At 41.9% G+C, this 19,643-nt stretch carries 20 protein-coding genes; 4 read left to right on the forward strand and 16 right to left on the reverse strand.

Annotated elements, in window-relative coordinates; genetic code table 11:
- Positions 1-102: 102 nt before the first annotated feature.
- The 9 genes from ACXAER_RS18340 to pnp form a co-directional block, all read right to left on the reverse strand.
- On the reverse strand, positions 103-591 hold the full coding sequence (locus ACXAER_RS18340) for a GNAT family N-acetyltransferase (RefSeq protein WP_474831687.1): 489 nt from the start codon (positions 589-591) through the stop codon (positions 103-105).
- 158 nt (positions 592-749) lie between these two features.
- Positions 750-944: a hypothetical protein gene (locus ACXAER_RS18345; protein ID WP_198817837.1), complete on the reverse strand. Its 195-nt coding sequence runs from the start codon at positions 942-944 to the stop codon at positions 750-752.
- 599 nt (positions 945-1,543) lie between these two features.
- The gene (locus ACXAER_RS18350; RefSeq protein WP_474831690.1) at positions 1,544-1,768 is read right to left on the reverse strand and encodes a hypothetical protein; all 225 of its coding nucleotides are present in this window, start codon (positions 1,766-1,768) and stop codon (positions 1,544-1,546) included.
- Positions 1,769-1,880: 112 nt separating this feature from the next.
- Positions 1,881-2,276, reverse strand: a complete 396-nt coding sequence (locus ACXAER_RS18355) for a hypothetical protein (RefSeq protein WP_474831693.1) — start codon at positions 2,274-2,276, stop codon at positions 1,881-1,883.
- Positions 2,277-2,467: 191 nt separating this feature from the next.
- Entirely contained in the window at positions 2,468-2,833 is a 366-nt protein-coding gene (locus ACXAER_RS18360; protein ID WP_474831695.1) for a hypothetical protein, read from the reverse strand.
- Position 2,834: 1 nt separating this feature from the next.
- Positions 2,835-3,296 carry a hypothetical protein gene (locus ACXAER_RS18365; protein WP_474831698.1) on the reverse strand — a complete coding sequence of 154 codons (462 nt, stop codon included), beginning with the start codon at positions 3,294-3,296 and terminating at the stop codon, positions 2,835-2,837.
- Positions 3,297-3,453: 157 nt separating this feature from the next.
- On the reverse strand, positions 3,454-3,966 hold the full coding sequence (locus ACXAER_RS18370) for a hypothetical protein (protein WP_474831700.1): 513 nt from the start codon (positions 3,964-3,966) through the stop codon (positions 3,454-3,456).
- 269 nt (positions 3,967-4,235) lie between these two features.
- Positions 4,236-4,529: a DUF1244 domain-containing protein gene (locus ACXAER_RS18375; protein WP_012518312.1), complete on the reverse strand. Its 294-nt coding sequence runs from the start codon at positions 4,527-4,529 to the stop codon at positions 4,236-4,238.
- A 160-nt stretch (positions 4,530-4,689) separates the two neighbouring features.
- A complete protein-coding gene (gene pnp, locus ACXAER_RS18380; protein ID WP_474831702.1) occupies positions 4,690-6,801 on the reverse strand; it encodes a polyribonucleotide nucleotidyltransferase in 2,112 nt (703 codons plus the stop codon).
- 354 nt (positions 6,802-7,155) lie between these two features.
- Here pnp and ACXAER_RS18385 point away from each other — a divergent pair, with 354 nt between their 5' ends.
- Complete coding sequence (locus ACXAER_RS18385; protein ID WP_474831705.1) at positions 7,156-7,710, forward strand: HNH endonuclease; 555 nt, start codon at positions 7,156-7,158, stop codon at positions 7,708-7,710.
- A 90-nt stretch (positions 7,711-7,800) separates the two neighbouring features.
- On the opposite strand, the gene ACXAER_RS18390 is transcribed toward ACXAER_RS18385, so the two are convergent.
- From ACXAER_RS18390 to ACXAER_RS18410, 5 genes are all read right to left on the reverse strand, one after another.
- Positions 7,801-8,751, reverse strand: a complete 951-nt coding sequence (locus tag ACXAER_RS18390; RefSeq protein WP_474831707.1) for a mechanosensitive ion channel family protein — start codon at positions 8,749-8,751, stop codon at positions 7,801-7,803.
- A 128-nt stretch (positions 8,752-8,879) separates the two neighbouring features.
- A complete protein-coding gene (locus ACXAER_RS18395) occupies positions 8,880-10,127 on the reverse strand; it encodes a glutamate-5-semialdehyde dehydrogenase (protein WP_474831711.1) in 1,248 nt (415 codons plus the stop codon).
- A complete protein-coding gene (proB, locus tag ACXAER_RS18400) occupies positions 10,124-11,233 on the reverse strand; it encodes a glutamate 5-kinase (RefSeq protein WP_474831713.1) in 1,110 nt (369 codons plus the stop codon). Before proB ends, ACXAER_RS18395 begins: the two co-directional genes overlap by 4 nt.
- A gap of 16 nt (positions 11,234-11,249) precedes the next feature.
- On the reverse strand, positions 11,250-12,764 hold the full coding sequence (gene putP / locus ACXAER_RS18405) for a sodium/proline symporter PutP (protein WP_474831717.1): 1,515 nt from the start codon (positions 12,762-12,764) through the stop codon (positions 11,250-11,252).
- Between the two features lie 368 nt (positions 12,765-13,132).
- Positions 13,133-14,179: a DNA topoisomerase IB gene (locus ACXAER_RS18410; RefSeq protein ID WP_474831719.1), complete on the reverse strand. Its 1,047-nt coding sequence runs from the start codon at positions 14,177-14,179 to the stop codon at positions 13,133-13,135.
- Positions 14,180-14,858: 679 nt separating this feature from the next.
- On the opposite strand from ACXAER_RS18410, the gene ACXAER_RS18415 reads away from it, so the two are divergent.
- Both ACXAER_RS18415 and ACXAER_RS18420 read left to right on the forward strand, forming a co-directional pair.
- The gene (locus ACXAER_RS18415; RefSeq protein ID WP_474831721.1) at positions 14,859-15,449 is read left to right on the forward strand and encodes a hypothetical protein; all 591 of its coding nucleotides are present in this window, start codon (positions 14,859-14,861) and stop codon (positions 15,447-15,449) included.
- A gap of 190 nt (positions 15,450-15,639) precedes the next feature.
- A complete protein-coding gene (locus ACXAER_RS18420) occupies positions 15,640-16,470 on the forward strand; it encodes an HAD family hydrolase (RefSeq protein ID WP_474831724.1) in 831 nt (276 codons plus the stop codon).
- A 139-nt stretch (positions 16,471-16,609) separates the two neighbouring features.
- Here ACXAER_RS18420 and ACXAER_RS18425 read toward each other — a convergent pair whose 3' ends face one another.
- The gene (locus ACXAER_RS18425) at positions 16,610-17,314 is read right to left on the reverse strand and encodes an SDR family NAD(P)-dependent oxidoreductase (RefSeq protein WP_474831727.1); all 705 of its coding nucleotides are present in this window, start codon (positions 17,312-17,314) and stop codon (positions 16,610-16,612) included.
- A gap of 19 nt (positions 17,315-17,333) precedes the next feature.
- Complete coding sequence (locus tag ACXAER_RS18430; RefSeq protein WP_474831729.1) at positions 17,334-17,864, reverse strand: DUF2878 domain-containing protein; 531 nt, start codon at positions 17,862-17,864, stop codon at positions 17,334-17,336.
- Positions 17,865-18,014: 150 nt separating this feature from the next.
- On the opposite strand from ACXAER_RS18430, the gene ACXAER_RS18435 reads away from it, so the two are divergent.
- Positions 18,015-19,643: a diacylglycerol kinase family protein gene (locus ACXAER_RS18435; protein WP_474831732.1), complete on the forward strand. Its 1,629-nt coding sequence runs from the start codon at positions 18,015-18,017 to the stop codon at positions 19,641-19,643.

Below are 19,643 nucleotides of genomic sequence, written 5' to 3' on the forward strand. Positions count from 1 at the left end.
ACCCAAATAAGGGGCACAAACATGGCGGCTATAATCGGAACGAAGTGACACAGCCGCCATGTTTGTGTCCCAGCGAGCGAAGCGAGTGACTTAATTTGTTTGTTATACGCTCAAAGCCTTTTGCCAAAAAACCGCACTACCTGCTTTAGGATCTAATTCGTAACCACTGAAACCAAATTTTTCGTACGCCGCTTTAGCAACGTTATTGTTACTCAATACTTCTAATGTGATTTTGCAACAGCCTAAGCTGAGTGCGATAGATTCCACTTTTTCGAGTAACTTTTGACTTAGGCCCATTCCCCTAAAATTTTTGTGAACACATATATCATGGACGTTAACAAGAGGCTTGCAAGAAAAGGTAGAGAATCCCTCAAAGCAATTGGCCAAAGCTGCAGGAGTTTCGTCGACGTATATTAAAACACTAAAAGCTTGAGGGATTTTGGAAAGCTCTAAAGTGAGATTTGCCATTGTATTATCCGAGAGAGGTTTTCCTCCTCCCATCGGGTCGCAAGCGTACTCATTTAATAGAAACGAAATATCTTCAGCGTGCTTTTCGTTTTTGTAATCGGCTTTCACTAATTCTATATTCATAGTGGAAAATTTTCCTTAAGCGTATAACTTCCAAATATGGGGCGCAGACACGTGTGCAATAATGGCGAAGCCGCGCACGTGTTTGCGTCCCAGCGAGCGCCAGCGAGTGCCATAATTTGTTTGTTATGTGCGAAATATAATAAACCTTGAGCCAATTACTAGTACCCGTAACGTTTAGGATTTTTAAAAATTGAAGATACGGTTTCAAGAGCTGACGAATAACTCAATCCACATTGCTCAAGAACTTCGATGGCGGCTTTACAATCTTTTGACTTAATAGCTGCATCAAAGGAATCGATTGCTTTTAAGGCAAATAACCTTTCATTTATTGTCATCCCTTTCAGTTCTTCCATTTTCAATTAACCTACTAGCACATAACTTTTAAATAAGGGGCGCAGGCATGTGGGGCATAATGGCGAAGCCGCCCCGCATGTATGCGTCCCAACGAACGAAGTGAGTGACTTAATTTTTTTGTTATGTGACGGTTTCACTACTGCTTGCTACCCCACCGCCAATTTAATCTTTCACCTTTGATGTAACACACGATTATTAATGCGATCGTATACGCAAATGATAAACCGATAAAAACGCGGGAGTTACTGGTAGGCGAACGCAAGAAAGCAGTGACAATCATTGCGGCAATATAAACTAACAAAATAGCCCAGCCTTGCCACGTCACTGGGAGTCCCCAACCAATTCCGTAAGTCTTAGCTGGGAACCAATAATTCGAATCTTTACTCTTCACTATGGTTCTTCCTTGTAGTCACATAACAATTTACTCGTCCCCAAACCGTCATGCTAATCCACACCATTTTGGGGCACTTCTCCTTTTTTCTTCTTACAACTCTAAACCATAACCAACAGAGAAATAAAGAAAAAACCGTAATGTCGTTTTTCGATCATTTATTAAAAACACCAAATCGACATGCAGATGATTTCGGTGTATTTAACGCTACACAAACATGCCTGTCTTATTTAGTCCTTTAGTTTCGTGGTCCCAGAAATGAACCGCCCCATTTACTTCAATGAAATAGTTTCCTGATTCATCTTCTGCCAATACCTTGCTCTCGGCAAGAGCACTAGGAAATGGCTGAGAAGCCTCACGGATTATTCCGAATGCCACACCTTTTTCACTTATGAATACTTTTGCGAATGTACGATTCAATTCAAAGTACACAAACGTGCCTGTCTTGTTTAGTAGAGTATCTTACCATTTTGCCCCCAAAGGATAAGCTATAGAACTTGAGAACGGTCAGTAGAAAACATCCATAGGTATTGGCTGCTCTTTATTAGAAAAAGTACATAAAAGGAAAAGCAACCAAAATAATAGATAGCATTATATTCCAAAATAACTTTGTGTCTAAATACGACCTAATAGCAATAATGGGCATACATATAAACTTTGGAACGCCTGTTAATGTTGAATAGATAGCGACAGATAATACGACAATATCTAGTAATGACTTGGCTACCTCTATATACCCAAAGTCAAAAATAAGGTCGGTATATAGGCATAAAAGAAGCGCGACTGAAATGAATAAAACTCCTTTATTTACAAAAGCTTCAATTATATCACCAAACCCAGGCTCAACATAACCAAAAGCAAGTCGAACAAACCTACCTGCTTTAGTTGCATTCCATAAGTTTTTTATCATTTTTAACGATTTTTCTTTTTGTCTTTTCATTATTACTCTTAAGATAAACCTTAATTAACTTCTTTGTTTAACATAGGACAGACAACACTGTGTAAAACTGGTCTTACCCACTAAAAGTGGACATAACGCCTTGCTAAGAGGCGAGTAATTGTTGGTTAAAATGTGTAGCGAAGCGGAACCGAGCCTACTGTTACGAATCCTACCTGAACAACTTGTTATAGCTATAAGTCATCGAGTATATCATTCATAAAACCATCAATATCGACATCACGGTATTGAATTGCTTTTAATAAATCCCAAGCATTCGACGTTTGTGGGAAATCAAAGATAGAGTTATCACCATCAATAAAACTGATTACTGTTCTCGCTCGCATATGAAACACATCTTCATCGGTATAGTATTTATACAATTCTTCATACACACGTAAATTCTTGTTTTTATATTTCGTGGTATAAACGTGATTAATCTGGTTACCATTTAGCAATAACGAATTGGGCGCGTCAGATCTCAACCAAGTTATTTTTTTTTCTTGAGTAAACTCAATCAAAGTATCCACAAGCTTTACAAATTCTTTCTGTGTTGCCATATCATTTTCCAGCCATCAATTCTTTTTTTACATTATGTAATTCAGCAATTACAACATTAATTCCTTTGGATACATTTCGAGCGTGTTTAGACTCAGGCTTAAACTTCCATCCAATAAAATTTCTAGTTTTGTATAACCAAACTCTTCTTCGTGCTGATTTGATATCCGATAACAAATCGCCAGATGCTCCTTTTTTAGCGGATCTTAATGTAACGTCTGCTAATGCAATGAGTTCATCTATATCATCTTGATTTTTCTCATAGAAAATTAAGCTAGCAGTTATATCAGAAGATATCTTAGTAAGTGTTTCTGAGTACTCTTCCACTCTTGAGCGAAAAAAAAATTCTTTTTTTATGGTAAAGACCATCAGTAAAGTAAATACTGAAACGGCAATCCCTATTATTGATGCCCAGCTTCCATATTCAGATAAAGACAGGCTTGTTAGTGCATTCAATTTATCCATATTAGTAAATACTATTTTTACCTTTTAATTATGCCGAAAACTATAAATGTTCACCGAAATTAGAAATAGCTATAACTTTTAAATAAGGGGCGCAGGCATGTGGCATAATGGCGGAGCCGACCCGCATTTATGCTTCCCAGTGAGCGCAGTGAGTGACTTAATTTTTTTGTTTGGAGTTCGCTAACTCATTTAGCTTATCTTTAGTATCATCATTGACTGAGCCAAAGAGCTCTTGCTCAATTTCCTCTATTCTTTTCCACAGCTCTAGATCTGTCTCTCTAGCTCCAACATAGAAAGGTTTCAACCACCCTAACGCTCTGAATAAATAAAACAAAAAACCAAGACCACCAATAGAGTTACTTAAAGGGATGAATTCACTCATGATAAAACCAAGGCCAAGAAATACAAAACCTCGAAGTAAGTAGCTTAAAGCTTGATACATGGACATTGAAATTATTTCATGACGCATATCTCCCTTTGTTAGTTTTCTCTGCATATATTCCCTATAAAGGGTTTCTTTTTTATAGGCCGCGTTAACAAAAGTTATTTTTGTTCCGATAAAGCTAAAAAGGTATTGCCCTATAACTAATATCAACCAAAAAAGTGCAGAGCCTAAAGCTCCTTGGATAATCACATGAGAATCAGTAATTAATTTGAAGATTGCATCCATACTTTGAAAAACTCCTAACAGCTTACTCGTCCCTAAACCATCATGCTAATCCGCACAACTTTCGGGAACCTGTCCTTGTATTTAGAACTACAATACCTCACAACCAACAGAAAAATAAAGAAAAACCGTACTGCCTTTTATTAACCTCATTATAAAAACACCAAATCACCGAACACAAACTAACACTGCATTCCTTCACACCCAAAACCAAAAAAGCCAGCATAAGCTGGCTTTCAAAACACAAAAACAAATTTCGTCCTAACTAAAAACTACTTCCCCTGCCTAGCAGCCAGCTTCTCCAACTGCTCATCAGTAGCAGGAAGCTGATGCTTCTCTTTCCACTCTGAATACGGCATTTTATATACCACTTCGCGTGCGGCTTCGTAGTCGATATCAGCGCCCTGCTCGCTTGCAGCGGCTGAATACCATTTTGCCAAGCAATTACGGCAGAAATCCGCCAAAATCATCAGATCGATGTTCTGAACGTCTTTATTTGCGTCTAGGTGTTCTACTAAGCGGCGGAATACCGCTGCTTCAACTTCGGTTTGCGTTTGCTTATCCATTATCTAATACCTCTAAAAAAGCGCTGTTCGTTATGGTTTAAATGTATGGATTAACGGGAATAATCCAACCCGCTACCTCTTTTAAAACCTATAACGAAAAAAGGGAGCCAAGCTCCCTTTTTACTTAAACATAACTAACTAGGTTTAAACCTAATTGATATTACTCTGCGTCGTCAGACTTAGGCGCAGGCTTTTCTAGAAGCTCTTTAATGCTTAAACGTACACGGTTCTGGCGGTCGATTTCCATAACCTTAACGTCAACCATTTCACCTTCTTTAAGGTAGTCAGTAACCTTGTTCACACGCTCGTGAGCGATTTGTGAAATGTGAACAAGACCTTCTTTACCTGGAAGTACTTCTACGAACGCACCGAAGTCTACAATACGTGTAATCTTACCGTTGTAAGTCTTACCAACTTCAATTTCAGCCGTTACTTGCTCAATCTTGCCAATAGCGATGTCTGCTTTCGCACGCTCTGTCGCGAAGATTTTGATAGTACCGTCGTCTTCAATCTCGATGTTAGTGTCAGACTCTTCAGTAATTTGACGGATCATTGCGCCGCCTTTACCGATAACGTCACGAATCTTGTCTTGGTCAATCTTCATTGTGTAAATGCGTGGAGCAAATTCACTTAGCTCTTCACGGTGACCGCCAATTGCTTCGTCCATTACGTTAAGAATGTGCAAACGTGCTTCTTTTGCTTGTTTAAGCGCAATTTGCATGATTTCTTTAGTAATACCTTCAATCTTAATGTCCATTTGAAGTGCAGTAATACCTTCGGTAGTACCCGCTACTTTAAAGTCCATGTCGCCAAGGTGATCTTCGTCACCAAGGATGTCTGAAAGTACAACAAAGTTGTCGTCACTCTTAACTAGGCCCATTGCGATACCCGCAACAGACGCTTTAATTGGAACACCTGCATCCATAAGCGCTAGTGAAGTACCACATACCGACGCCATTGAAGATGAACCGTTTGATTCTGTGATTTCAGAAACCACACGTACTACGTACGGGAATTCTTCTTCACTTGGCATTACTGCTTGAATACCACGCTTCGCTAGACGACCGTGACCAATTTCACGACGCTTAGGCGAACCAATCATACCGGTTTCACCAACACAGTATGGAGGGAAGTTGTAGTGAAGCATGAAACGGCTGTCGCGCTTACCTTGAAGCTCGTCAATCATCTGTGCATCACGCTCTGTACCTAAAGTAGCAGCAACAATTGCCTGCGTTTCACCACGGGTGAATAGTGCAGAACCGTGAGTACGAGGAAGAATGCCTGTTGCTACGTCTAGAGCACGAATCATTGCAGGCTCACGACCGTCGATACGTGGCGCGCCAGAAAGGATGCGTGAACGTACTACGTCAGACTCAAGTTCGTGAAGAAGGTCTAGTACTTCTTTCTTGTCTTGCTCTTCGTCTTCAGCAAGGATAGCTTCTAGTGCTTTATCAGTTGCTGCAGTTACTGCGTCTTTACGCTCTAACTTGTCAGAAATCTGGTAAGCCGCTGTCATTTCAGCTTCAGCTAGTGCTTTAACTTTATCTTTAAGTGCAGTGTTTTCTGCTTCTGGTGCCCAGTCCCACTTCTCAGTGCCAACTTCAGCAGCAAATTCATTAACTGCGTTAACTACAGTTTGAAGTTGCTCGTGACCGAACATTACCGCACCTAGCATAGTATCTTCAGAAAGCACGTCAGCTTCTGATTCAACCATAAGTACTGCACCTTCAGTACCCGCAACAACAAGGTCAAGCTGGCTTTCAGCTTGCTCTTCTGCGCGTGTATTTAGAATGTATTCGCCGTTGCTATAACCAACACGAGCCGCACCGATTGGGCCGTTGAAAGGAATACCTGAGATAGCAAGCGCTGCAGAAGTACCAATCATAGAGATGATGTCGGTAGGGATATCTGGGTTAGCAGACATTACAGTAACAACAACTTGTACTTCGTTCTTGAAGCCTTCTGGGAATAATGGGCGAATTGGGCGGTCGATAAGACGCGCTGTCAATGTTTCGCCTTCAGATGGACGACCTTCACGCTTGAAAAAACCACCTGGGATTTTACCCGCAGCATACGCTTTTTCTTGGTAGTTTACTGTTAGAGGGAAGAAGTCTTGATCTGGCTTGGCTTCTTTTTTACCAACTACTGTTACCAGTACAGACGTGTCGTCCATGCTCGCAAGAACCGCAGCTGTCGCCTGACGAGCAATTACACCCGTCTCTAGAGTTACAGTATGCTGTCCATACTGAAATGATTTAGTAATAGGAGTCACTATTTGTCCTTTAATTTCAATCTTTATTTTATCGCTTTTAAACGCGGCGCATAGTATAGCTTTGAAGTAGCTGTAATGCCATTGCCAAATACAGCCCCGCGTGGAATTTATTTAGTGAATTTGCGAAAAATCGCTATCAACCATAGCACCATGACTATATGAAATATCTGTGAAATTTCAATTATTGACTATATTTTCATCATACTGACACAAAACAGCGTATGCTAGAACAAAAAGCGAACAAAGAAACACCCCGTAACTAATGCTGTGAACCATATACTGGTAATAAAGATGCGGGCAATAAAGATTATTCATAACAAGAACGTCTAATATTAGTGTGCTAAGGAGATAACCATGTTGGTACTTCGACTTAATAAAGCAGGCATGCCACAAGAGTGGATAGATGTTGAACAAGCCGCAAAGCTTTACAGTCAGGACAAGGTGCTATTCGAGCTAGGCAGCGATGCCATAACCCTTAAAGGTGGCTGGAATCACGAAGGGCTGCAAAGCGAACTTACCCTATCAAGTATTATCGCTTGCGACGGCAAGGTAACAGATTTATCTGGCAAAGTTGCCCTTACCAACCGCTATTTGTTTAGACGCGACAGCTATTTGTGCATGTATTGCGGCAATAAGTTTACGCCTAAACAACTTACCCGAGACCATATTATCCCTCGCTCTCGCGGCGGAAAAGATATCTGGACGAACGTAGCCACCGCTTGTCAGCGATGTAATCATGCTAAAGCCGCGAAAACACCTGAAGAAGCGAATATGCGTTTACTCGCTGTGCCATTTAGGCCCAATGTTTACGAGCGCTTTTATTTAATGAACCGACGCATACTGGCAGATCAGATGGCATTTTTAGAAGGGCATTTTTCCCACCAGCGGGAATGGACATGTAACGAATGAATGGTAATAAATAGAGTATAACGAGTAAATGGCAACAAAAAGCAGTGAGCGACCGGTAAATTCGAAAACAGGTCGCTCCTTTGTTGAGTGTTACAACCCTGTACTCGTTGTCGCTTGCTGTTCTGTAGTAGCTTGTGCTTGAAGATTGCTGTTACCAATCTCGCTTTGCTGTTGCATTAACATCGTCTGCTCTTCTTTTTGCGCTCTAAACCACAAGCTTAACCAGTCAGAGCACATCTTGTGTTCTAGCTCATGGGCTTCCGCTGTTGGGCAGAAAAGACTTACCTTAACTACGACCTTTGCAAGCTCATTGGTTTTAATCTCAACTTCTGGGTCTATACGAATAAATTCTTGTTCTAAATGACGTTCAATCAAGCCTTTATAACGTTCTGCTACATCGCGAAAATATTCGCAATGGGCTTGAGCGCGAGCATGAAAAGCGGGTAACAAGCTATACGCATTTACCGTAGGCTCGTTAACAATTTCAAAGGAGTGCAAACGATAGCGGCGCATAAAGTTTAGGTTACGCACGGTTTGGGTAACTAGCTGACTGTTAGGTACGTAAACGTGTTTACCCGTGTAGTTGAAGCTTTCCGGGTCTACTTCAAGTAACGCGGTTTTTGCCCAATCCATTTCTACCACTTCACCAATAATATTATTCATTTGGATCCAGTCTCCTACTCTAAACGGCCTTGCGCCCAGGTAGTAAATAAACCCCATAAAACACTGAATAAACTCGCGGGTAGCAAGCACAATTGCAACCATAAACGCAGCAATTGAAATGGCGAGCGTTTGTATCTCAGAGCTCCACACCATCATTAACACTATGATAATGAACGCATTACCCAACTGCTCTAATATATTTATTTGATTTCGACGGTCTTCTCCACGCTGCGAACTAATACGTCTTATAAGTAGCAGTACCCCTTTTTTGGTGAAATGCAGTACGATCAAAAGCACTAACGACGTCAGCAGCTTGTACTCGCTCGCAAAAACGATAAGTTGTTGCCATAACTGCGCGGGGTCTATCACTATCTCCATGTAAGCTCCGTTTGTGCTTGGGGTAAATCTTTGAATAGGCGAAAAAAAGCGCCGACGAATGTCAGCGCTTATCATTATGAAGCATGTAAACTCACGGCACAATGCCGACCAGTTATCGCTTAACGTTATTATTCACGAATTTGGCCTTCACCATTTACTAAGTATTTCTCTGAAGTCAAAGACTCTAAGCCCATTGGACCATAAGCGTGAAGCTTAGTCGTTGCAATGCCAATTTCTGCACCTAAGCCCAACTGACTGCCATCAGAGAAGCGTGAAGAAGCGTTAACCATTACCACACTTGCATCTACTGCGCGTTGGAATAGCTTACCTTTCTCAGCATCTTCAGTAACGATAACTTCTGTGTGGTTACTACCGAACTGTGCAATATGGTCTACCGCACCCTCGAAGTCATCAACAACGCGAATTGCGATTTCTAAACCTAGGTACTCTTCGCCGTATGCGTCTTCTGCAATGACGTCAGCGCCATCAAAATACTGGCTGCCTTTTTCGTTTACGTGAACTTTAACACCTTTTTCTTTAAAAGCGTCAGCCACTTTGGGTAAGAAATCACCCGCCACAGCTTGATGTACAACCAAACCTTCAAGTGCATTACACACACCAGTACGCTGGGTTTTACCGTTTAGAAGTATAGCCATGGCTTTTTCTAAATCAGCATCTTTATCTACATAAAGGTGGCACACACCTTTAAAGTGCTGGATAACCGGTACTTTAGCGTTATCAGTTACGTAGTTGATCAGGCCTTCACCACCACGTGGAATAATAACGTCGATGTAGTCGCGTTGTTCCATTAGCTCTTGCATTAATGCGCGGTCTGGGTTTGGTACAACGGTAACTAGTGCTTTAGGCAAGTTATGCTTTTCAAGCACGTCTTGCATAAGTTCAGCAATGGCTAAACTTGTATCAAGGGCTTCTTTACCGCCACGTAAAATTACGGCGTTGCCCGATTTAAAGCACAGCGCGCCCGCGTCGGCAGTAACATTAGGTCGTGCTTCATAAATCATGCACACAACGCCTAGCGGTATACGCATTTTCTTAATTTCAATTCCGTTAGGACGCGTACCAATAACACGCTCTTTGCCTACCGGATCGTCTAGTTCAACAATAACCTCAATGCCTTCAGCCATTGATTCAATACGCTCATCGTTAAGGATTAGGCGGTCAATCATGGCTGCATCTAAATTATTTTCTTTTGCGCGCGCAACTTCCTTTTCGTTTACTTCAATAATTTTGCTTTTATTTGCACGAATTGCCTCGGCCATATCAGTTAACACCGCGTTTTTCTGGCTCTCACTTAAAATTGCCAGTGTACGTGCAGCTTTTTTCGCCTGTTGTGCTAACTCTGTAATAATACTCATTCTTTCTCCAGATTTGCTATGTGCTGATCAGAAATAATTGGCCCTGTTTTTTCCTCAAACTCGTGGGCAAATTCTTCACTTTCCTGATTCGCAATAAAATTCAATAAACAGCTACTGTAGTTCGACTTAGCTTTTACCAATTTAGTGCCGTCTTCTTTACGTACCAATATGGTGTCGCCTACCGAGAACTCACCTTTCACGTCTATAATTTCGCTACTTGTTAGCTGCTCTGCGTCGGTATGTAAAGAGTCGTCGAAGTCGCCTTCTACTATCACCTCACCTTGCGCATTTGACGTATGGCGCATCCAATGCACATTCTCTTGCATTGGCTTGGCGTGAGGTTTGAAATGCGTGCCTGGGTTTTCACCTGCTAGCAGCATATTAAACGACAGCTCAGTAAAGCCGTTAATAATATATGTATCTATACCATGCGAAACAGCTTTCTCGGCCGCTTCAATTTTGGTGCGCATACCACCGGTGCCAACACCGCCTTTAACCGCACCTCCAGCCATGTCATAAACGCTCTGATCGATGGTATCAACCGATTTAAGCAGTTTTGCGTCGTCATGTTCATGTGGGTTCTTGTCGTACAACCCATCAATGTCTGAACAGATGATCAGTGCATCAGCTTCAGCTGCAGACGCTACCATGGCCGATAAATTATCGTTGTCACCAACCTTCAATTTGTCGGTAGTTACAGTGTCGTTTTCGTTCACAATAGGCAGAATGTTGTTATCTAACAAACTGAATATGGTTTCACGAATACTTACGTAACGCTCTCTGTCTCTTAAGTCAGCATGGGTAAGTAGCATCTGGGCAGACGGAAAATCAAACAGTCTATCCCATGTGGCAATCATTTCGGTTTGACCCGCGGCTGCCATCGCTTTTTTGACTGCAATGTTGGTTTTCTCTTGTTCTGGAAACAGGTGCGCTCCCGCTGCAACCGAACCAGAAGACACAAGAACAACTTGTGTACCGTTAGCTCGGCATCGCACAATAAACTGTGCAATGCTCAGTAAATAGTGACTGCTACAACCTTGCTGGTTGGGCGATATTAGTGCACTACCTACTTTGATGACTACGCGTTTCCAATTAGGATGACTCATAATAAACTTTTTAACCTTAAGATTGTTGATTCGCTAATTCTTCACCGGCTTGCGTAAACGTTGCTTGTACATTTTTAGTTGGGTTTTCACCGTAGCGACTTACCAAATAAAGCGTTAACGTACTTACCGCAAACCCTGGAATAATTTCATAAATAACGCTGCTTAACGTTTTACCGTCAGCCAGAACTGGGGCATAAATCCAAAACAGTACAGTGACTGCGCCACTGATCATGCCCGCCATTGCCGCTTTCGCTGTCAGGTCCTTTTTATACAGACAAAACAGCACTAATGGACCAAATGCGGCGCCAAAACCAGCCCAAGCGTTACTTACTAAAGATAAAATTGTGTTCGACGCATCCATGGCTAACAGCAATGCAACTACAGCCACACCTGCTACACCATATCGCCCAATTGTTACCGTTTGCTTTTCACTTAACGATTTTTCTGGCGACTTTTTATTTACCATTACGCGGTAAATATCTTCTGTTAACGAACTTGCGCTAACTAATAACTGCGACGAAATTGTACTCATGATGGCCGCTAAGATTGCTGCCATTAAAAATCCACTAATTAATGGATGGAAAAGCAACTGCGAGAAAATAATAAATATCGTCTCTGGGTCGTCGACTGCAAGGCCAAACTGGTTAGCATAAGCAATGCCTACAAAGCCTGTAGCTAACGCACCAATAATTGTCACTGTCATCCACGACATGCCAATATTTCGTGCTGTGCCTATAGCTTTAACAGAGCGAATTGCCATAAACCGCACGATAATGTGTGGCTGGCCAAAATAACCTAAGCCCCATCCTAAACTTGAAAGCAAACCGACTATCGTTAGCGTTTCTAACGATTCTGAAAAATTCGGTACAGATTGATAAGCGGCGCTTGTCATTTGCGATACGCTATCAAACTCGGTAAATGCGACAATTGGCACTAAAACCAATGCCACAAACATAATGCACCCTTGCACAAAGTCTGTAAGGCTCACTGCTAAGAACCCACCCAAGAGTGTGTAAGACACCACAACACCTAGAGTGATAAACAAGCCCAGTTGGTAATCGACCGAGAATGCACTTTCAAACAGCTTACCGCCTGCTACTAACCCTGCAGATGTATAAAGTGTAAAGAACAGTACAATGATTACCGCCGAAACGATTCGTAAGCTTGAATTTGGCTTATTGAAGCGCTTGGCAAAGAATTCAGGCACAGTAAGTGAGTCATTAGCCACTTCGGTATAAACGCGAAGTTTAGGCGCTACTAGTAAATAGTTAGCTAAAGCACCAGCAACCAAGCCTATCGCGATATATACCGCGTCAAAACCGGTTAAATACATGGCGCCAGGAAGACCCATTAACATCCAACCTGACATGTCAGATGCACCCGCAGACAGTGCGGTAACTTGAGGGCTTACTTGTCGCCCTCCCAATATATAACCAGAAATATCACTGGTAGATTGTCGGTAAGCAAACAATCCTATCCCCAACATCGCTATAAAATAAACGGCTAGTGACAGGTAACTTTCCATTGGCATAACGTTAGTTATTTCCTCTATTGCTCTTCGAAAACTCGTCAATGATTTACCGTTCTGAACCTTTGCAACAACACATGTCGATGCAAATAATTAAATCGAACAATAATCATTAGAGCTCTAACAATATAAGGATTTGACAAAAAATTTCAAGTTTAATTTTTAAACAACTTAGTTTAAACAGCATTGATGTTTAAATTAACACCAACCATGTTTCACAGTACTTTAATTTAAAGCAAAGATATTTTAATTATATTATTCAGTATATTAGAAAACGTTACTTATTCATGGAACAATTTAACTTAGCGGTTAAAGCATAGAAAAAGCACAAGTTTACTATCAGCTAAAACATTTTCATTAAAAATGCTTTGTTACGCACATTCAGATGAAATAACATCCAAAAGAAGCTTTTCTACAGGCAACAATTGGGTTAGTTGTGTACAATCTTCGTTATTTAGTGAACGCACCTTTTCTATAAGCATCTCACACGCTTTCTTATCGTTTTTAACGGTAAATAGCTTCGGATGAATATAATATTTTCGGCATACTGTGGGCGTATTTCCAAGTTCTGCGGCGACGACCTTGCTTAATGTGCTTTCCCACTTTTTGGTTCTGGAATTACTAACTTGGTCATAGACGTAAGGAAGGTTGGTTAATGCGAAACGACTAGAAGCCCAGGTTCTAAAATCTTTGCAGCTGAACTGCTCGCTTAACTCTTCGTGAATGAACGCATTTACGTCCTCGCTAGTGATATCGTGCCAATGCTTGCTCTTATCTTGATAGCGGAAAAGGCAATAGCCTTGCTGCTGAGCGCAATCGCAAATCAGCGAGGCAAGTTCAGGATCATTAACCTTTAAAGTTCTTGGTTTACCATGCTTTCCTATGTACGCAAGTTCAACACTATCCTCACACTGTAATTGCACGTGTTTACGCCGCAAGGTTGTTAGCCCGTACGTTTCATTTTCTTTGCTATATTGAGCATTGCCTACCCTCGCACCTGTGTAATCAAGCAGAAGGCATACCAGCGCACAGGCGCGTTCTTGTGTCCACGTTGGTTGTGAAATCAAAGAAAGGCAGTGTTCTCGAAATTCAGAAAGAGCGTTGCCGAAAGCAAGCAGTCGCTCGAATTTTACGACTTGCTGTTGTTCGTGCCATTTATCATGGTAAATATACTGTTTGCGCCCTTTCTCATCATAGCCAACGGCTTGAATACTGGCTTTACTATCACGGCTGATAAAAGTGTTTTGCCAATTGGGTGGAATAACAAGCTTTTTAATACGTTTAATCACCCGCTCGCCTGTTACTTTTTTGCCACTGCTATAACGATAGTAAAAACGTTTGTTCCCGCAAGGGATGCGTTTAATTGTCAGGTGGCTATCGTCTGAATACACATTGCAGTAGCCTTTAGTCCTTTCCATTTTTATTTACTCCTTTCGCCTTACTTGGCCCAAACAATAATAATTGAATAGCTATGAGGGCACGCGTTAAGGGCGGCTTTGCTTCAATACTGACATGCCGTTGCGTTTTGGTGGAAAGGTCAGTTTCCCCTCGCACAATAGTGCTTATCTATAAGTAGAATTTACAGCTACAATAAGGTAATTGATCACTCGCCTTAAAACCTTTCGCGAGTTTATTTATCTACCCAGAGCTTTATCTACCCGGAGCTTTTTCTATCAACAATGGCTTTCAACCTACGCTGTAACAATTTTTCACATCCCGTGTAAAATAATCGCAGTATCTCCCCTCATCCTCACCCGTAAAGCTGGTAGAGGCACCGACATCCCTAGTATTTGTGGTCGATAGCCCGCCCTTTTATTAACTAAATCATATGTAATGAACATGTAATATCGTTACTTTTCAGTTAGTTATATAATACCACCTTACAAATTAAACTAAAGTATTAGCGCTACTCGTACTTCAGCGGAATACAAATTGAATAGTTAATTACAAATAGTGAATAGCTGCAGACAGTTGAAAGAGACATCTGCAAATAGTTACTTGCGAGGTTTATGTGAAACAGATTATCGGCAAGTAACCCGTTGAACTAATTAAGTGAATTTAATTAGAGAGTCCAAGAAAGAAGTCAAGGATTTAACCATGAGTATTCAGAATTCGAACAAGCTTGATTCAGAAAGCGCTAAGAGTAGCGAGCATGAGAACTTAAGGGCTAATGTCGTCTCTAACGATGAGCTACAAGTGGCTGCCGTATTTAGTTCAAAAGAGAAAGTGCGAGAAGTACTAGAGATAGTGCAAAACAGAACATCGATTGAACCGTCTCAAATAGAGGTTATAGAGGCCGGCGACCCTAAGTTAAGCGAAAAGCTAGAGCGAAACAGCGAATCAATTGGAAAGAGCATGTGGTCTTCTCACCTTCTTCTTGGTTCGCTTGGTCTTGTAGCAGGTTTAATTGCCGCTTTTCTGCTAACTCAATTTGGGCCAGCGCTTACGCAGCAAAACCCGTTGTTTACCTACATTGCATTAATTAGCCCTGGCCTCTTCATTGGGCTGTTCGTAGCTGGGTTAATCGGCTTGCGTCCGGATAGAAACGAAGTGATACAAACAGTGAGGCATGCAGTTCGCTATGGCAAAGTGGCGTTAGTGATTAATCTTAGAAAGTCTCAATCATCATCAAAGGTGTCGCAAGTATTAAAGCAGCATAGCGATAACGTGGTTGAATCAATTCGGTAGTGAAATTAATTACATGACATGAAAGCGTGCCAAACGGCAGAATGTGTTAGAGTATTTAATTGTTGATTGAGCTTGCTACTTAAAACTCGCTTCTTAAAAGATATTGAAGGGCAATATACCGAATTTCGCGTATATTGCCCTTTAACGTTTGGTTTGTAGCAATTTGAAAGAAAGACTAGGCACCAATTGTATGGATTTGATATTTTTTGATTTAGATGGGACTTTGTTAAATAAGTCTTCAGAAATTTCTTCTTTCACAAGAGAGACCTTGGGCTTATTGAGTAAAAAGGACATTGCCTTTACGGTAGCTACAGGGCGCACAATGCATTCAGCGCAGTTTGTGCTGAAGGATCAGTCTTTTGTTCTGCCTCATATCTATAATAATGGCGTAGCCATATGGGACCCAACCGGTAACGCTTTAACGCTAGAAAACCTGCTCGCCCCAAGTGAAGTTAATCTCATAATTGAGCACGCAGTCAAAAACAATATCACGCCGTTCATCAACACTGTGAATATGGACAGCCCTAACCACGAGCACGTGATCTATCATTCAGCGCCGAAACATCAGGTAGAACTCGATTTAATCGAAAAATACTTTTCGCGAACAAAAGCTCGGCTTGCCCCCATCGAAACCTTACCCGCTGATGCTCACATTACCAATATCAGTATGATTGGTGATGCAGCGCTTGTTTATGACATCTACAAGCAACTAAACATGCATGATGAATTAATAGCCTATTCTGGCCCTGCGATTGAAGGTGATGAGTACCGTTGGATGGATGTGCATCACAACCTTGCTAATAAAGGCAGTGCAGTTGAATCATTACGCAATCAATTAGATGCAAGCAACGTTATTGTTTTTGGAGATAGTGATAACGACTTAAGTATGTTTAAGCTTGCAGATGAAGCTTATGCACCTTCAAACGCAAAACCTTACATCAAAGATGCCGCTACTTCTGTAATAGGGCATCACGATGAAGATGGCATCGCTCGCTTTTTAAGAGAGCGATTCTCACTCTAGGCACTACGGTAAACAAAGCCTAGAGCCTTTTCTAAAGCCTTGAACCGTAGAAAGTCTTTTAGCCCGGAAAAGCCTCTAGCCCAGGGAAACCTAAAAGTAATGGTAGCCGAGAGTCTATACGCATTAGGCTACCATCAAATTACCATTCGATAGGCTTTCTGTCTTTTAAGAACTGTCCGTGAGGGCCGCCTTCTTCCATAGTAGCTAGCCAAATTGCGGTATCCGCACCTTCTTCTGGAGTTTTAGGCGCGTCGCTGCCACCCATTCGAGTATGCACCCAGCCAGGCGTCATGCTGTTTACCGTAACATCAATATTTCTGCCATCTGCAGCTTTATCGACCTCGGCAGCCATCTTCACAGTAAGAGCGTTAATGGCGGCTTTCGTTACTGCATAGCACAAAGGCCCTTTTAAGCCTTCCGCAAAGCTACCGTAACTGGAACTTACGTTAATAATACGGCCATACCCTCGTTCAATCATTTGCGGTAAGGTTTGTTGAATAAGCGTTAGTGGCGCACTCACGTTAACCTGCATAGATTTCGCCAAACTTTCAGAATTTACTTCTTTCCAATCGGTGTCGTCTAATATCCCCGCGTTATTTATCAGAATATCGATAGGGCCATACACGGCTTCAGCACGCACAAACGCGTCTACAATGGCGGTTTCGTTATCAAGAGGCAATTCAATAACATGTAAATCCCCACCTACTATTTCCTTTTTAGCTTCAAGGCCTGACTCTTCATCTCGACACCCCATCAATACTTTGTAACCTTTTGACAGCATCCCTTTCACTATTTCCAGGCCTATACCTCGATTGCCACCAGTTACTAATACGTTTTTCGTCATACCAATACACTCCTTGCATTTACGCTTGGGCTTGTTTTGCCTCAAAACGATTGGATAAATAAAAACACAGCGGGAAAATTACACTCCACACTAAAGCGATGAAAATATAAGAGAGCATGATACTGGCACCTAACTCGACCGCACCGAACTTGGCTCCAGCTATATAGCTAAGAGGCGCAAAGACAGCCCCCGCGATTGCTGCAATACCCATTCGACCGTTGAACGCAGTTAGACTGTGATAAACCGTACCCGCGAACGCGGCCCAGAGAAGGCTAAGCCATATGGGAATTGGCCAAAAGCTCACCAGCACCTCTGTCTGATTGAAAATAAATAGCCCGCTTAAAGTGAGTAAGGCGTCGACCACAGTGCCAAGGAGAAAAACTGCACTCATAAGCTTTAGGTCTTCGACACGTTTTGGGGAGAACACAATCCAAATCAAAAGTAGCCCTAAAACGGGAAGTACAGCGCTGTTTTGAAACAAAATCACTAACCACCATATGGATTGAAACCAGGCGAAATTGACAACTTTGAGTACCACAGTTTTATTCATTACGAACACTCTTACTTTTCATAAAAAAATATACGCTTACCGTCTATTGATAGTTCAAATCTAAGCTATCAAAAGTAAACGAAAACAAACGGGTGTAAGTATGAATGCATAAGCTATTTGCTTTTTCCAATTACAAAGGATGTGTTATTCGTGAAAATGGTTAAGTACTACATACTGGGTGCACTACTAGCGTTGGTGCTAACGCTAACTGTGCCTGTGATATTGTTAAAAATTGCATTTGGATGGACAGCCTTTTCGCTTATAGCGGTAAGCAGTGCCTATTTACTTAATTACCCAAGTTTATTTCGCAAACGCGAAGATGGATCTATTCCCTTCTATATCCGTTGGGTTTTCGTACCCTTCTTACTGGGTTCGTGGCTTTATAACGAGTATGCACGTAGAACCGATAAAGTTCCCCCACTACAAAAAATTGAGCCCAACCTATTTCTTGCGTGCAGAATGTCAAGCAAGCATGTGGGCCTGCTCAACGAAAACGGTATTGAAGCGATCTTAGATGTAACCGCAGAGTTTGACGGCTTAGACTGGACTGCCTATCAGGAAGACTTTCGCTATTTAAACGTACCTGTACTTGACCATACCAGCCCGACACCAGAGCAACTCGTACTCGCAATCAATTGGCTAAATCAGCAGATATCTGAAAGTAAAAATGTAGTAGTACATTGCGCGCTGGGGCGTGGCCGCTCTGTATTAGTCGTTGCCGCTTTTTTATTGGCGAAGAACCCAAAACTGACAGTGGATGAAGCTTTAAGTCAAATTAACAAAATACGCCAAACCGCAAGGCTCAATAAACGTCAGTTAGCATCACTTCAAAAAGTAAGAGATGGCGGCTTGCTGTCACTACAGAAAATGCTAACGCTTATTGTTAATCCCGTAGCGGGCGGTGGTAAGTGGGCTCAGTACCGAGACGAAGTGCTTTCTAGACTTAACGAGAAATTCAAAGTCACTGTTAAGGAAACCACGCCAGATACAGATGGCAAGGCACTCGCTGAACAAGCAAAGCGAGATGGTGCCCATATTGTTGTTGCATGTGGCGGTGACGGTACATTAACGGAGGTAGCATCAGCGTTAGTGAATACCGACGTTACCATGGGAATCATTCCCTTTGGTACCGCTAACGCATTAAGCCAAGTACTTCACGGATACATCAGCAAAGTCACGCCAATAAGTACCGCCTGCGACATCATTATAAAGGGTAACACGCTCTCTATTGATACGGCGCGGTGTAACGACCACGTTATGCTTTTAGTTGCAGCGGTTGGTTTTGAAGAGCAAATGATCTCTGCTGCTGACCGGGAAGAAAAAAACATGGGCGGTCAGTTTGCTTATTTAAAAGGGCTTTGGAATGCCATTTCAAATAACGAAAATATGACTTTTGAGGTAGCAAAAGATGATCTACCTGTTGAAACATTAGAAACGCCGAGTTTTGTGATAGCAAACGCGGCGCCAATGACTACCGCACTTGCACAAGGTGCCGAGCCGCCAGATATAACCGATGGTAAGCTTGATTTAACCTGGCTATTGCCACAGCCAAGTTCTGATAGACAGTTCGCTTCGCTAGCGGAACTTGTGTTAAGCCCGGCAGAAGCCAAAAAGCAATCCGATTCAATACGCCATGAACGCGCAGCACGTATTACATTAACATTCGACAAACCTACCGCATACGCAGTAGACGGTGAAATTTACGAGGGCGATAAACTTGTCATAGAAACATGCCCACGCAGTCTTACCGTACTCACTAATTTTGAAGAAAAGGATTAA

The sequence above is a fragment of the Alteromonas sp. AWJ4_199 genome (assembly GCF_056159165.1).